This is a genomic window from Myxococcus sp. RHSTA-1-4 (genome assembly GCF_020037125.1).
In the GTDB taxonomy this organism is placed as follows: Bacteria; Myxococcota; Myxococcia; order Myxococcales; family Myxococcaceae; genus Myxococcus.
Genome location: NZ_JAIQDG010000003.1, coordinates 161,060 through 174,198 on the forward strand (window position 1 = coordinate 161,060; position 13,139 = coordinate 174,198).

General features: G+C 70.0%; 11 protein-coding genes and 1 pseudogene. 8 read left to right on the forward strand and 4 right to left on the reverse strand.

The features are described from left to right. Positions 1 to 11 precede the first annotated feature (11 nt). Positions 12 to 1,076 carry a beta-N-acetylhexosaminidase gene (gene nagZ, locus K8638_RS06525; protein ID WP_225937071.1) on the reverse strand — a complete coding sequence of 355 codons (1,065 nt, stop codon included), beginning with the start codon at positions 1,074 to 1,076 and terminating at the stop codon, positions 12 to 14. Positions 1,077 to 1,362: 286 nt separating this feature from the next. Here nagZ and K8638_RS06530 point away from each other — a divergent pair, with 286 nt between their 5' ends. The 4 genes from K8638_RS06530 to K8638_RS06545 all read left to right on the forward strand — a co-directional run bounded on the left by K8638_RS06530 (position 1,363) and on the right by K8638_RS06545 (position 6,237). Continuing rightward, positions 1,363 to 2,733, forward strand: coding sequence for a hypothetical protein (locus K8638_RS06530; RefSeq protein ID WP_223753548.1), 1,371 nt, complete (start codon positions 1,363 to 1,365; stop codon positions 2,731 to 2,733). A 20-nt stretch (positions 2,734 to 2,753) separates the two neighbouring features. Further along, positions 2,754 to 4,133, forward strand: a complete 1,380-nt coding sequence (locus tag K8638_RS06535) for a DUF4785 domain-containing protein (protein WP_223753549.1) — start codon at positions 2,754 to 2,756, stop codon at positions 4,131 to 4,133. A gap of 155 nt (positions 4,134 to 4,288) precedes the next feature. Then, complete coding sequence (locus K8638_RS06540; protein WP_223753550.1) at positions 4,289 to 4,960, forward strand: metalloregulator ArsR/SmtB family transcription factor; 672 nt, start codon at positions 4,289 to 4,291, stop codon at positions 4,958 to 4,960. Then, positions 4,957 to 6,237, forward strand: a complete 1,281-nt coding sequence (locus K8638_RS06545; RefSeq protein WP_223753551.1) for an MFS transporter — start codon at positions 4,957 to 4,959, stop codon at positions 6,235 to 6,237. Before K8638_RS06540 ends, K8638_RS06545 begins: the two co-directional genes overlap by 4 nt. 37 nt (positions 6,238 to 6,274) lie before the next feature. Here K8638_RS06545 and K8638_RS06550 read toward each other — a convergent pair whose 3' ends face one another. Next, positions 6,275 to 6,628: a hypothetical protein gene (locus K8638_RS06550; protein ID WP_223753552.1), complete on the reverse strand. Its 354-nt coding sequence runs from the start codon at positions 6,626 to 6,628 to the stop codon at positions 6,275 to 6,277. A gap of 102 nt (positions 6,629 to 6,730) precedes the next feature. Between K8638_RS06550 and K8638_RS06555 the strand changes: the two genes are divergently transcribed. The 4 genes and pseudogenes from K8638_RS06555 to K8638_RS06570 all read left to right on the forward strand — a co-directional run bounded on the left by K8638_RS06555 (position 6,731) and on the right by K8638_RS06570 (position 10,149). Continuing rightward, positions 6,731 to 7,789: an SMP-30/gluconolactonase/LRE family protein gene (locus K8638_RS06555; RefSeq protein WP_223753553.1), complete on the forward strand. Its 1,059-nt coding sequence runs from the start codon at positions 6,731 to 6,733 to the stop codon at positions 7,787 to 7,789. Between the two features lie 42 nt (positions 7,790 to 7,831). Further along, positions 7,832 to 8,538, forward strand: a pseudogene (locus tag K8638_RS06560) (TIGR02269 family lipoprotein). Position 8,539: 1 nt separating this feature from the next. Further along, positions 8,540 to 9,277, forward strand: a complete 738-nt coding sequence (locus K8638_RS06565; protein ID WP_223753554.1) for a double-CXXCG motif protein — start codon at positions 8,540 to 8,542, stop codon at positions 9,275 to 9,277. Between the two features lie 308 nt (positions 9,278 to 9,585). After that, a complete protein-coding gene (locus K8638_RS06570) occupies positions 9,586 to 10,149 on the forward strand; it encodes a hypothetical protein (RefSeq protein ID WP_223753555.1) in 564 nt (187 codons plus the stop codon). Positions 10,150 to 10,158: 9 nt separating this feature from the next. Here K8638_RS06570 and K8638_RS06575 read toward each other — a convergent pair whose 3' ends face one another. Next, positions 10,159 to 12,258: a BatA domain-containing protein gene (locus K8638_RS06575; protein WP_223753556.1), complete on the reverse strand. Its 2,100-nt coding sequence runs from the start codon at positions 12,256 to 12,258 to the stop codon at positions 10,159 to 10,161. Further along, the gene (locus K8638_RS06580) at positions 12,255 to 13,133 is read right to left on the reverse strand and encodes a DUF58 domain-containing protein (RefSeq protein WP_223753557.1); all 879 of its coding nucleotides are present in this window, start codon (positions 13,131 to 13,133) and stop codon (positions 12,255 to 12,257) included. Before K8638_RS06580 ends, K8638_RS06575 begins: the two co-directional genes overlap by 4 nt. Between the last annotated feature and the right edge of the window lie 6 nt (positions 13,134 to 13,139).

Consider the following 13,139-nt stretch of genomic DNA (forward strand, 5'->3'; position numbering starts at 1 on the left):
CCCCGCGTCCCTCAACGGGACGCCAGCATCACCTCGGTGGGGTCCTTGCCAACGAAACCGCTGGCGAGGCCCTCGGCGAGCGCGTGGTGCTCGGCGCCGCCCAGCGTGGCGAGCCGGTCCTCCGCCGGGTGCGCGAAGCGGGCCGCGAGCGCGTCCAGCCGCCGGTGCGCCTCGGTGATTCGCTCGCGCGGGACGCGGCCGGACTCCACCGCCTTCACCAGCGCTTCAATCGCCCGGCGCTGCACGTCCGCGCGGTGGCACACGAGGAACAGGTCCACGCCCGCGAGCGTGCCCTGCACCGTGGCCTCCTCCACGGAGTAGTGGTCGGCGATGGCCTTCATCTCCAGGTCGTCGCTGACGAGCACCCCGTCGAAGCCCAGCTCCTCGCGCAGCACGCCCTTGAGCACGCGCTGGCTCATGGTGGCGGGCACGCCCGGGTCCAGCGCGTCGAAGAGGACGTGTGCCGTCATCAGTGAGGCCAGTCCCGCCCGGGCGAAGGCGCGGAAGGGCACCAGCTCCACGCGCCGCAGCCGCTCCAGGTCATGCGGCAGCCGGGGCAGCGTCAGGTGGCTGTCCGTGGTGGTGTCGCCATGGCCGGGGAAGTGCTTGCCACACGAGGCCACGCCGCCGGCCTCCAGCCCGCGCGCCAGCGCCACGCCCAGCCGCGCCGTCTCCTCCGCGTCCCGGCTGAAGCTGCGGTCGCCGATGACGGGGTTGGCCGGGTTGGTGTCCACGTCCAGCACCGGCGCGAAGTCCCAGTCGAAGCCCACCGCGCGCAGCTCGTGCGCCAGCAGCCGGCCCACGCGCTCCACCAGGGCCGCGTCCCCGCGCTGTCCCAGCTCGCGCATGGGGGGCAGCGTGGTGAAGGGCGCGCCGCGCAGCCGGGCCACCCGGCCGCCCTCCTGGTCCACCGACAGGATGAAGGGCCGGCCCGCGCGCGCCTTCAGCTCGCGGCACAGCGCCGCCGTCTCCTGGGCGGTGCCCACGTTGCGCTTGAAGAGGATGGCGCCGTAGATGCCGTCGTCCATCAGCGCGGCGAGGTCGCCGTCGATGCGGGTTCCGGGGAAGCCCACCATGAAGAGGCGGGCGCAGTCGCGGTAGAGGGCGGAGGCTGTCACGGCGCGCAGTCTGGCAGAACCCGGGCCCGCGCTGGGGGCCGGTGAGGGTGGCCGTCGTCGGCTGCCTGTCAGGTCGCGGAGCGCGGAGCCAGGCACTCCAGGGTCACCGCTGCCCCGGTCCTCCCGCGCCGTCCGGTGACGGAAGGGGCTCGGCGCGCGTGACCTGGGTTGCACGGTACACCTTTTATTCTGGACCGCTTCGTGAGCTGCTTCGGGGCTTCCCCCTCACGGAGGTTCCATGCAGATGTCTTCCAGAAAAGGCTGGGCGCTCGCGGCCGCCTGCGCCGTGTTGCTCGGCGCGAGTGGTGACGCGCTGGCCACGGCGGGTGTCGTGTTCGTCCACGGCACGGGTGACCAGTCGCCGAGCTCGGCGGTGGGTTACTGGACGCAGCCGTCCATCGACACCATGCGCAACGGCCGCCCCTATCTCGTCGTGGGCTATCCCGGCGCGAGCTGCGCGGGCTACAGCCAGTGTAGCTGGGGCTCCATCGTCGACCAGATTGTCCCCTGGGTGAACGCCAACGGCATCACCAGCTTCACCGTCATCACCCATTCCAACGGCTCCAGCCCGCTGCGCTACATGCTGGGCCACACCGGCGCGGTGAGCGCGAAGGGCTACCCGGTCAGCGCGGTGACGAGCAAGATTTCGCAGGTCATCTTCTCCGCGCCGGACCTGACGGGCACGCCGCTGGCGGACCAGGTGACGACGAGCGGCTCCTTCCTGAACATCGCCAACAGCGTCGTCGAGTTCTTCGGCGGCGGCAGCTACAACAACCCGGCGGTGGTGCAGCAGCGCACGGACAACATGCGCGTGTTCAACTCGAACGGGACGTTCGCCGGCTCGTACGGGGCGACGACGGTGGGCGGCAAGCCCATCTCCGTGGTGCGCGGCAACCGCGTCTACGCCAACCTCTTCTCCAGCGACGCGCACTGCGGCGGCTACCTCTACACGATTGGCCTCAAGGCGGCGGCGCTGCTCGGCTGGGGCAGCTTCAACGCCGGCACGGACGGCTTCATCGGCAATGACAGCTCGGGGTACTTCGGCAACATCATCATCGACGACGGCCGGCTGAACCACCACCAGTCGCGCCGGAGCTGCCACAACAGCGGCAACATCATCGGGCAGAAGGTGGCGAACGCGCCCATCCCCGCGCCTTCCGCTCAGACGTGGACGCCCGAGACGAACGTGGCCGCCGCGGGGCAGGCCTGCAACAACTACTACTCGGGCTACGCGACGGACTTCATGACGGGCAACACGGTGTGGAAGTACGGGTGCTCGGCCAGCCAGCTCAACAACGGCTACGTGGAGCCGGACTGCCTCATCGCCTACGGCTACTCGAGCAGCTACCGCATTCCCAGCACCGCGAGCTGGAACCCGTACCTCAACGCCAACTACTACCCGACGTGGAGCCAGGTGTGTCCCGACTCGTGGGCGGGCGACGGCATCTGCGACGCGTGCCTCGTGGCGAAGTACGGCTTCGACGCCACCACGGGCGCGTCGGGCGCGAATGACTGCGTGCAGGCGCCTCCGGGCGGCTCCAACTGGTGCGGTGCCCTGGCGTACGACACGTACTGGGGCGTGCACAACTACGTCGTCGTCGAGGCGCTTCACTGATGTGGACCTGGAGAAAACACATGAACTTCCCTCACCGTTTCGTCAGGTCCGCCGGCCTCGCGCTGGCCGTCGCCATCCTCGGTTTCACCCCGGAGTCCGCCATGGCGGGCGACATGCAGCGCGCCTCGGGCGCTTCACTCGTGGCGGGTGACGTGGCCCCGGGCCGGCTGTTCGGCCGCGACGTGCGCGAGGGCATCGGCCCCGGGCGCGTCTCGGTGTCCAACCCGTCGTCGCCGAAGCTGCCGCTGGCGGAGCCGCTCGCGCCCGAGACGCGGCGCTCGAAGTCCACGGTGCTGCACGTGCCGCCGGGCTCGGTTCCCACGCAGCTTTCGCTGCCCATCGACACGCCGGACGAGGCGTGGGTGATGTTCATCCCCAGGGGCGACAACGCCAAGGCCGGCGAGGAGGCGCTGCGCGAGGTGACGATGCTGGACCCGCAGGGCCGCCGCGCGGACCTGAAGGCGGAGCGCGCGGCGAACGCGCAGCTCGGCGTGGATGCCTCGAAGCTCAAGTCCCAGGGCATCACCCGGCCCATCACGATGCTGCGGCTGGACCGGGAGATGGGGCGGGGCCGCTACAAGGTCGAGGTGGGGCGCAAGGCGGCGGAGCTGGGCATGGCCGTGGAGGTGCGCGTGCCCACGTCGAGCATCGAGCTGTCGCTGACGGCCTCCGCGATGCAGCTCTTCCCCGGGGACGACGGCTACGTGACGGTGGGACTCCAGTCGGACGCGAAGGTGGACCACGTGCGCTACGAGGCCGTGCTCTACACGCCGCGCTTCGAGAAGGACCGCGTGGTGCCGGTGGTGAAGGTGGGCAACGAGCACCGGGCCCTGGTGTCGCGGGTGATGAACGAGAAGGACGAGCCGGGCGCATGGGTGCTGGAAGTGCGCGCGGTGGGCTCGGCGGGCGGGCAGGACTTCGACCGGCTGGGGCAGACGTCCTTCGGCTTCGCGGTGCCGACGGCGCGTTTCGACTCGGTGGGCCGCGCGCGGCTGGTGCGTGACGCGGGCGGGAAGGTGACGGCGCTGGAGGTGGACGTGGTGCTGGAGAGCGCGGCCGTGGACCGCTACGAGGTGACGGGCACGCTGGTGGCGACGGACGCGAAGGGCGTGGAGCGCCCGGTGGCCGAGGCGCAGGTGACGGACCAGCTCGGCGCGGGGACGCACACGCTGACGCTGCGCTTCGAGGCGGGGCATGCCGGCCTGTCGAAGCTGGACGGCACGTATGCGCTGAAGGACCTGCGGCTCTTCTCGCTGGGCACCAACACGCTGTACCACCGGCTGGCGCAGGGGCTCGGCGTCCGCTTCCCTGCGGTGCGGGCGTCCGAGCTCGCGGCGGCGGAGGTGACGCCCGCCATCGAGAACCTGCTGCGCGAGGGTGAGTTCAACCTCGTGCCGTGATGCAACCGACGCTGGAGGCCCGTCACCGGGCCTCCGGCGTCCCCCGGCCGTTCTCCTGGATGGAGAGGCCCCTGCTTCGCCGGGCCTGCCCGGCTTGACCCGGCTGCCTGGGGTGACTATTCAATTAATCAATTGAATTGTTGAGGAGTCCGGGAATGGGGAGCAGGGCCTTCAAGGACGCGCTGTACGGGCAGTTCGCCCGCGTCTCCAAGTCGCTGGGGCATCCCAGGCGGCTGGAGCTCATCGACCTGCTTGCCCAGGGCGAGCGGCCTGTGGAGGCGCTCGCCAGGGAGACGGGGATGAGCGTCGCCAGCACCTCGCAGCACCTGCAGGTCCTGCGGGAGGCCTGCCTGGTGGAGGCGCGCAAGGACGGGCTCTACGTGTACTACCGGCTGGCGAACCCGGCCGTCTTCTCGCTGCTGCAAGGGGTGCGCGGCGTGGCCGAGGCGCAGCTCGCCGACGTGCGGCGCGTGGTGGACACGTACCTGGGCGGCCGTGACGGCATGGCTCCCGTGGGCCGCGAGGAGCTGCTCGAGCGTGCCCGCTCCGGCGAGGTGCTGGTGCTCGACGTGCGCCCGGCCGAGGAGTACGCGGCGGGGCACATCGCCGGCGCGCTCTCCATTCCCATCTCGGAGCTCGAGGCGCGCCTCAAGGAGCTGCCGAAGCGGCGCGAGGTGGTCGCCTACTGCCGCGGCCCCTACTGCGTCTACGCCGACGAGGCGGTGAAGCTCCTGCGCGGCAGTGGCCGCAAGGCGCGCCGCCTCCACGAGGGCTTCCCCGAGTGGCGCGCCGCGGGCCTGCCTACCTCCACCGTGAGGCGAGCATGAGGCCCGTCGAGCCGCGTCTCGGCCTTCAGGCCAACCTGGGGCAGTTCTCGCTCCTCGTCCTCGTGAATGCCTTCGTGGGCGCGATGGTGGGCCTGGAGCGCAGCATCCTGCCGGGGCTGGCCGAAGCGGAGTTCGGCCTTGTCGCGCGCTCGGCCGTCCTGTCCTTCATCGTGGCCTTCGGTCTGTCCAAGGCGGCCACCAACTACTTCGCCGGACGGCTGTCGGACGCGCTGGGTCGCAAGGGCGTGCTCGTGGGCGGCTGGCTCATCGCGCTGCCGGTGCCGTTCCTCCTCATGTGGGCGCCGAGCTGGAGCTGGGTGCTCGCGGCCAACGTCCTCCTGGGCGCGAGCCAGGGGCTCACCTGGTCCACCACCGTCATCATGAAGATTGACCTGGCGGGCCCGGAGCGCCGGGGACTGGCGATGGGCCTCAACGAGTTCGCCGGCTACGTCGCGGTGGCACTGTCGGCCCTGGCCACTGGTTACGTCGCCGCGCGGTACGGCTACCGTCCCGAGCCCTTCTACCTGGGGGTCGGCTACTCGGTGCTGGGCTTCGTGCTCTCCGCCTGGGTGGTGCGCGAGACGCGCGGACACGCCGAGGCCGAGGGGCTCCTCCACGCGACACCCTCGGCCGCACCGAAGGGCGGCGTCTTCGCGCGCACGAGCTTCACGGACCGCGAGCTGTCCAGCGTCACGCAGGCGGGCTTCGTCAACAACCTCAACGACGGCATGGCGTGGGGGCTCTTCCCGCTCGTCTACGCGGCCGCCGGACTGTCGCTCGCGGAGGTGGGGGCGCTCGCGGCCGTGTATCCGGCCGTCTGGGGGCTCTCGCAGCTCGTCACCGGCGCGCTGTCGGACAGGCTTGGCCGCAAGTGGCTCATCGCGGCAGGAATGTGGGTGCAGGCCGCGGGGCTCGGTCTCATGGTGACGGGCCGCGAGACGTCCGTCTTCGTCGTCTCGTCGGTGCTGCTCGGCGTTGGCACCGCGCTCGTGTACCCGACGCTGCTCGCCGCCATCGGTGATGTGGCGCATCCCTCCTGGCGCTCCAGCGCGGTGGGCGTCTACCGCCTGTGGCGCGACGGAGGCTACGCAGCGGGAGCCGTCGTCGCGGGCGTCACCGCGGACGTCCTGGGCGTGCCCGCCGCCATCGCGCTGGTGGCCGCCGTGACGGGGCTGTCGGGTGTCGTCGTCGCGGTGCGCATGCGTGAGACGCACGGGGCGCGGTCCGCCGTGAGCAGGCGCATGGGCCCGCCCCTGTCTTCTTCGTCGCCTCCATAGGGAGCCGCGAGGGGGCTCCACTCGAAGAGCGGCGCCGCTACCCGAGGTTCACGAAGAACGTGCCGATGTAGAAGCGGTCGGTGCCGGGGTCCACCCGGTAGCGATAGAGCACCGAGCTGCCTCCCACCATGATGCTGCGCTCACCGTTGGTGCCGTGAGCGGGCAGGGTTCCCGCCAGATACATCTCGGAGATGTCGCCCAGGATGGCGTCGGCGAACTCGTCCATGCTGCCGTCACGCGTGAGGTCCGGGGCGAAGACCTCCCGGGGCAGATGGTTGGGGCGGTAGCCGTGTCCGAGGCTCATCCGCACCTGCCACTCGAACAGCGTGTACTCGCGCCAATAGCCATCGCCTTCGCCTCCCGACGAGTGAAGGCTCCAGTAGGTTGGCATGATGAGGCCCCCGGGAAGAGCGCGCACGGGGAGTCGTGCGGTGCTCGTGCTCGGAAGCGTACCATGGCGGAACCGGACCGGCGGAAGCGCTAGGCTGGTCCGATGATGAAGAAACTCCTCCTGGGTCTCGGCGCGCTCATCGTGGTGCTGGCCGGGTTCGTCCTGAAGACGCTCGCGGACGCGGGCCAGTTCAAGCAGCTCGCCCCCCACTTCGCCGGACGCTGCACCCCGGTGCCCGGCATGCCCGGCGCCGAGGACATCACCTTCCACCCGACCCTCGGTCATGCCTACGTCTCGTCGGATGACCGGCGCGCCACCCAGACAGGGCGCCCGGTGGCGGGCGGAATCTATCGCTATGACCCCACGGGCTCCGCGCCGCCCGTGCTGCTGACCAGTGCCTTCTCCCGCGACTTCCACCCGCACGGCCTCAGCCTCTTCGTCGCTCCGGACGGCACGGAGACGCTGTACGTCATCAACCACACGGAGACGGGAACGAACCAGATTGAGCGGTTCGAGGTTGGCGCGGATGGGATGCTCGTCCACCGCCGGACGCTGAGAGACGCGGCGCTGGTCTCGCCGAATGACCTGGTCGCGGTGGACGCCGAGCGCTTCTACGTGACGAACGACCATGGCTCCCCACCCGGCACCGGGCAGGCGATGGAGGACTACCTGCAGCTCGCGCGCGGCAACGTGCTGTATTTCGACGGCGAGCGCTTCCGCGAGGTCATCCGCGGGACGGCCTATGCCAATGGCATCAATCGCTCCGCGGATGGGCTGACCGTGTACCTGGCGCAGTCCGTCGGGCGCTCCCTGTCTGTCTACACGCGGGACGTGGCCTCGGGCGCGCTGACGGAGCGGCGGAAGCTCCCGCTGGACACCGGGCCGGACAACATCGAACTGGATGCCCGGGGCCACCTGTGGGTGGGTTCCCACCCGAAGCTGCTGGGCTTCGCGGCCCACGCGCAGGACGTGAGTGGGAAGACGCACGCCCCCGCGCAGGTGCTGCGGCTGAAGCCTTCGGGGGACTCGCTGGAGGTGGAGGAGGTGTTCCTCGATGACGGAAAGCAGATTTCCGGCGTCGCCGTGGCCGCGGTCTCCGGGAACCGGATGCTGCTTGGCCCTGTCTTCGACAAGGACCTGCTCTCCTGCGAAGTGCCCTGATTCAGCTGCGCTGAAGCGCGCGCTCGCGGGAGGAAGGAATCCATGTTCGTGAGGTGGGTGGCACTCGTCGGGCTGCTCTGTGCGTGTGCCGCATCCACACCGGTAGGTGAGTCCGGGGAGGCGTACTCACCCTCCACTGAGTGGGCGCATGCTGACGCGGAAGGGGAGTGCGAGGACGCTGGCCTGGACCACTGCCTGGCGCCCGCGTGCACCGGGGAGCAGTGCGCGCTCTACCGCTGCGAGGACTTCGTACCCGAGCGGGGACAGGTGGTGCTCACGCGCGGCTCCCTGCCCGTGCGCCCGCCCTCCAACAGCCAGCGTTACTGGGGGACCCCTGGATTCTCCAGCGCAACGCGGAGCCGGTGCTCGTCTTCCAGTGGTATCGGCCGGAGGAACTGCCCAGTCAGCAGCAGGCGCGGCGCATCCTGGAGGCCTGGAGACAGCGCCCGAAGGAGCGGCACCACATCTTCCCCAGAGCGTTAGAGAGCTATTTCAAGGGCAAGGGGATCAACATCCACGAGTGGGTCTTGGTGCTGGATGTCGCGGAGCATAAGCGCATCCATCGTGGCCCGAACGGAGGCCCCTGGAATCAGGACTGGGAAAGATGGATCAAGGACACCAAGGGGATGGAGATGATACCGAAGCACTTCGAGCAAGCTGCGCTGATGATCCAGCGCTACAATCTTTGGGGGCTTCCCACCACATATTGGAAGCGGTTCGAGCTGCCACCGGCACCTCCTCAGGAATGACGTGCGCTATTACGAACTCGAAGATCCTCACCACTCGATTCCGCGTACCTGGACCGGAACCTGTCGCGTGGAGCGGCGGTGGGGGTTGCCCGGTGTCGAATGTTCGGCGTGCAGGCAGACCTGGAGCTCATTCAGGTCATACCCGGCTGTCGACGTGTCTCACCTGCCGGAGCGCAGAGAGTTGGAGGATGGCTGGCCGAAGCCGTACGCCGAATACGCGCGTCGCGCCGAACTGGTGCGCCCCTTGTGTTCTTCCGAGGTGGTGCTCACTCCGGGCAGCACGTTGGGCCCCCTTCATGGCACAGCCAGGGGGCGCTTCGGGCCACTGACCCTGGTTCCGCTGTGGGGCGTGCTGGTCCGGGAAGACCTGCTGCATGCCCTGCAAGCGGAGGGCATGAGGGGCATTGTTCCAGTTCGCCCGGAGTTCAAGAAGGCGCCATCGCCTGCCCTTTTCGAACTGCATCTTCTTCCAGGAGGGCGGCTGCACGCGGATGGCCGCTTCCCACCTCCGGCACCGCCTTGCTCCGTCTGCGGATGGCAGGACCTGAGCGCGTACTTCAGCTCCCGGGTCGAAGTTTCGTCATTTCCTGCCGACCTGGATGTGTTCTACCTCAGAGACGCCCCTCTCCACATCCTCGCGACGGAACGATTCGTCGAAATCGCGCAGTCTTGTGGCCCAAGCGATGTGGTGTTCAAGGAGGTAGAGACCGAACCGCCAGGCAAGCACGCACGCGGTTGAAGCGGGAGCAGTGAGTCGAGCCTCGAGCGCTGGGAGTGTTACCGGCGGCGTGACGGTGCGCATTCCTGGCCACGGAGGGCTGAGCAGGCGGAGCCCTTCGGCTGGGGTTCCAGAGGCTCGGAGGGAATTTCGAAGGTGAGGTCCCCGCCGCGCGGCGCGATGCGCGGGCTGGGAGACGTGCGCCCAGTTTGACTACGAGGGGGCACTCCAGTGGCCAACGCGCCCCCGGGAGGGTCCTATGGGTGACTGAATCTCCTCTCGCACTTTGTGCGCGGCCGGGCGCCTCTCGCGAAAGAAAGTACCCCTACATGAACCGCATTCTTCCGCTGGTGCTGTCCGCCGCTCTCGCCCTGGTTGGCTGTGGCGACGACCCGGTGTCGTACTCGGCGCCCGTCGGCATCAATCTCAAGGCCAAGTCCTCGGACACGACGGGGGGCACCGTCACCTCGCAGAAGGGCATCTCGACCGAGTCGGGCAACCCCTTCAAGGTCTTCGTCGATGCCGCGCGCAAGGAGCTGGACGGCCAGTCGCCCTCGCGCGTGGAGCTCACGGACCTCACGCTGACCCTGGGCGCGGGCAGCGTGGGCGTCAGCTCGCTTTCGGAGGTCTTCACCGGCCGCGTGGAAGTGCTCTTCCTCATCGAGGAGTCCAACAACACCTACGTCGCCGGCCACGTGGAGGACCCCACGGGTACCGGGCCGGTGCCGTTCGACATCGACTTCGACTCGGAGACGCTGGCGGACGCCGACTACACGCGCTTCCTCGACGGCAAGTTCAACGTCGTGCTGCGCGGCCCCGCCGCCTCCACCTTCACGAGCAAGGGCGCGGAGGTCGACTTCCAGGCGACATTCTCGTTCACGGCCCTCGAATAGGCGGGTGGCCTACTTCCGCAGCAGCGTGCCCTCGAAGAAGAACGCGAGGCACGCGGCCAGAATCAGCCACGTCCACAGCGGCACGGCCGGCTTGTCCACATCCCCGCTGGACGCCTTCACCGTCTCCTCACCGAAGTAGGCGGTGAGGGTGTCCTGCGGCAGCCGGCCCAGGTCACTCTCCGCCGGGTCCAGCGTGGCGGCGAAGGACAGGGCCGGCACCACCTTGCCGTCCGCGCCCAGCACCGAGTACGCGCCCGGCTCCGTCACCGGGCCCGCCACCAGCGAGCCGTCCGGCTGCTCCTTCACCTGCACCTCGCTGCCGTCCGGCGCACGCACCGCCGTCACCTTCTGCGTGCCCTCGGGCCGCAGCGTCGCGCCCTCGCCCACGCGCACGCGAATCTCCTCGCGCTCCTCCAGCGAGCCCGTGAGGTACGCCGCGAAGCGCTGCATCAGCGGCAGGAAGGACGTCCGGATGGCGAAGTCGCTCCAGTCGCGGTCCACCGTGCTCGTCAACAGCGCCACGCGCCCCTTGCCCTTGCGCATCACCGCCACCGCCGGCGCGCCGTCCTCGTACGTGGCCAGCACCTGGCTCGCGCCGGGCGAGCCAGGGTTGTCCGCCTCCAGCAGCATGTACTTGTAGAAGCGCGCCCCGATGAGCCCCTCCTCCGCGCGGCCCGTGAAGGGCGAGAAGAGGACGTGCTCCACCGAAACCTTCGCCAGCCGCGCCGTCTTCGTCTCCGCGTCCGGGTCCTCGCGCTCGGCGCTGGTGCGCACCAGCCGCAGCGGGCGCGGCAGCACCGCGCTCATCCGCTCGTTGTACTCCTCCGAGTTCACCCGGTCGCCCATGCTGATGAAGAGGCCACCGCCGTTCTCCACGAACTCCGCCAGCCGCCGCGCCTCGTCCGCCGAGGGCGCCGCCACGTTGAGCAGCAGCACCAGGTCGTACGCGGAGAAGTCCTCGCGCAGCCCCACCTCCGCGTCGCGCGTGGACACCTCCACCGGCGAGCCCGGCGCGGTGAGCGCCGCGTCCACGAAGAAGGCCTCGTCCCGGTACCGCGTCGCATGCGGCGACCCGTTCACCACCAGCGCCTTCAGCGCCCGGGGCACCGGCAGCACGAAGGCGCGCCTGTCATCCTCCGCCAGCGCGTCCGGCGCCAGCGTCACCTGCCCCACCACCGTGCCACCCTGCGGGAAGCGCACCGTCAGCGCCTTCTGCGTGGTGCCACCCGCGGGCACGTCCACGAAGCCCTTGGCCAGCGTGCTCTCGCCCACTCGCACCGCCGCTTCCAAATCCTTCACCGCCTCCGCGCCGAAGTTGCGCACCGTGAAGGTGAACTGGAACGCGCGAGGCCCCGCCTGCAGCGCGGGCTCCACCTTCAGGTCGACGATGGCGTGGTTGGCCAGCACGTCCTTGCCCTCGGCCGCGTCGCGCAGCACCACCTCCGGCTTCACCGGCGCGCCCGTGGGGCCCTTCACCGTGGGCGGCGGCGCCTCCAGCCGGAACGAGCCGGCCGTCATGTCGGAGACCACCACCAGCCGCTTGGCCGGCATCGGGTTCTCCTCCAGCGCCCGCGCCGCCATGTCCATGCACCGCGAAAGGTCCGCCGCCCCGAAGGTGGGCTTCGCCTCGTCCACCATGCCGCGCAAACGGCCCCGGTCGAAGCCGGGCGGCGGAGGCGCGGCCGGAGACTCCGTGCACACCAGCACCGTGGCGGGCTCCTCCGGCAGCAAATCTTTCAGCGCGTCGCGCGCCTCGTCCCGGCCGCGCTCGAACAGCGAGGTGCCGTCCGACCAGCGCATGGACAGCGAGGCGTCCAGGATGATGGCGGTGGCGGCGGGGCCCTTCACCACCTGCGCGGCCGCCGCGTCCCGGCGCAGCTCGGGCCGGGCCAGCGCCACCGGAATCGCCAGGAGGATGAGGGTGCGCAGCGCGTACAGCAGCAGGCGCTTGAGCTTGAGGCGGCTGGCGGTGCGCTTCTGGCTGCGCAGCACGAAGGCCAGCGGGCCGAACGGGTGCGGCCGGGGACGGCGCCGGTCGAACAGGTGCACCAGCAGGGGGATGAGGGCGCCCAGCGCGCCCAGCAGCATCCATGGATTGCCGAACGTCACCCGCGCCTCCCGCGCCGCGCCAGGTAGCGCAGCAGCACGTCGTCCAGCTTGTCGTCGGTGCGCACCAGCTCGTAGTCCACGTCCGCCTCGGCGCACGCCGCCTTCGTGCTCGCCAGGAAGGCGTTGAACTCCTCCAGGTAGCTCTCCTTGATTTCCCGCGGGTTCACCTCGATGCGGCCCTCGCCCTCCATGTCGAGGAACAGCGTGGGGTCATCGAAGGGGAACGTCAGCTCCGCCGGGTCCACCAGGTGGAACACGGAGACGTCGTTCTTCCGCTGCCGCAGCGCGAGGATGCGCTTGAGCGCGTCCTGCCTCTCGTCCAGCAAGTCAGAGAGGACGATGACGGTGGAGCGGCGCGGCAGCACCTCCGCGAGGTGGTCCGCCGCGCTGCCCAGGTCCGTGGCGCCGGCGGGCGCGGTGGACTCCAGCGTGTCCAGCAGCACGTTGAGGTGGCCCGCGGACGCGCGCGGCGGCACGTCCTTCCACTTCCCGCCCGCCATCAGCGCCAGGCCCGCCGCGTCCTGCTGGCGCACCAGCAGGTAGCACAGCGCACCGGCCAGCGTGGTGGCCACCTCCAGCTTGCTCAGCGCGCCGCTGCGGTAGCCCATGGAGGCGGAGGCATCCACCACCATGACGGCGCGCAGGTTCGTCTCGTGCTCGAAGCGCTTGACGTAGTACTTGTCGAACTTGCCGTACGCCTTCCAGTCGAGGTGGCGTATCTCGTCGCCCGGGGCGTACTCCTTGTGCTCGGCGAACTCCACGCTCTGCCCCTGATGGGGGCTCTTGTGGAGGCCGGACAGCACACCCTCCATCACCGCGCGGGCGCGCAGCTTCACTCCCCGGAGGCGGGCCAGCGTCTGGGCGTCGAGCAACATGCGTGG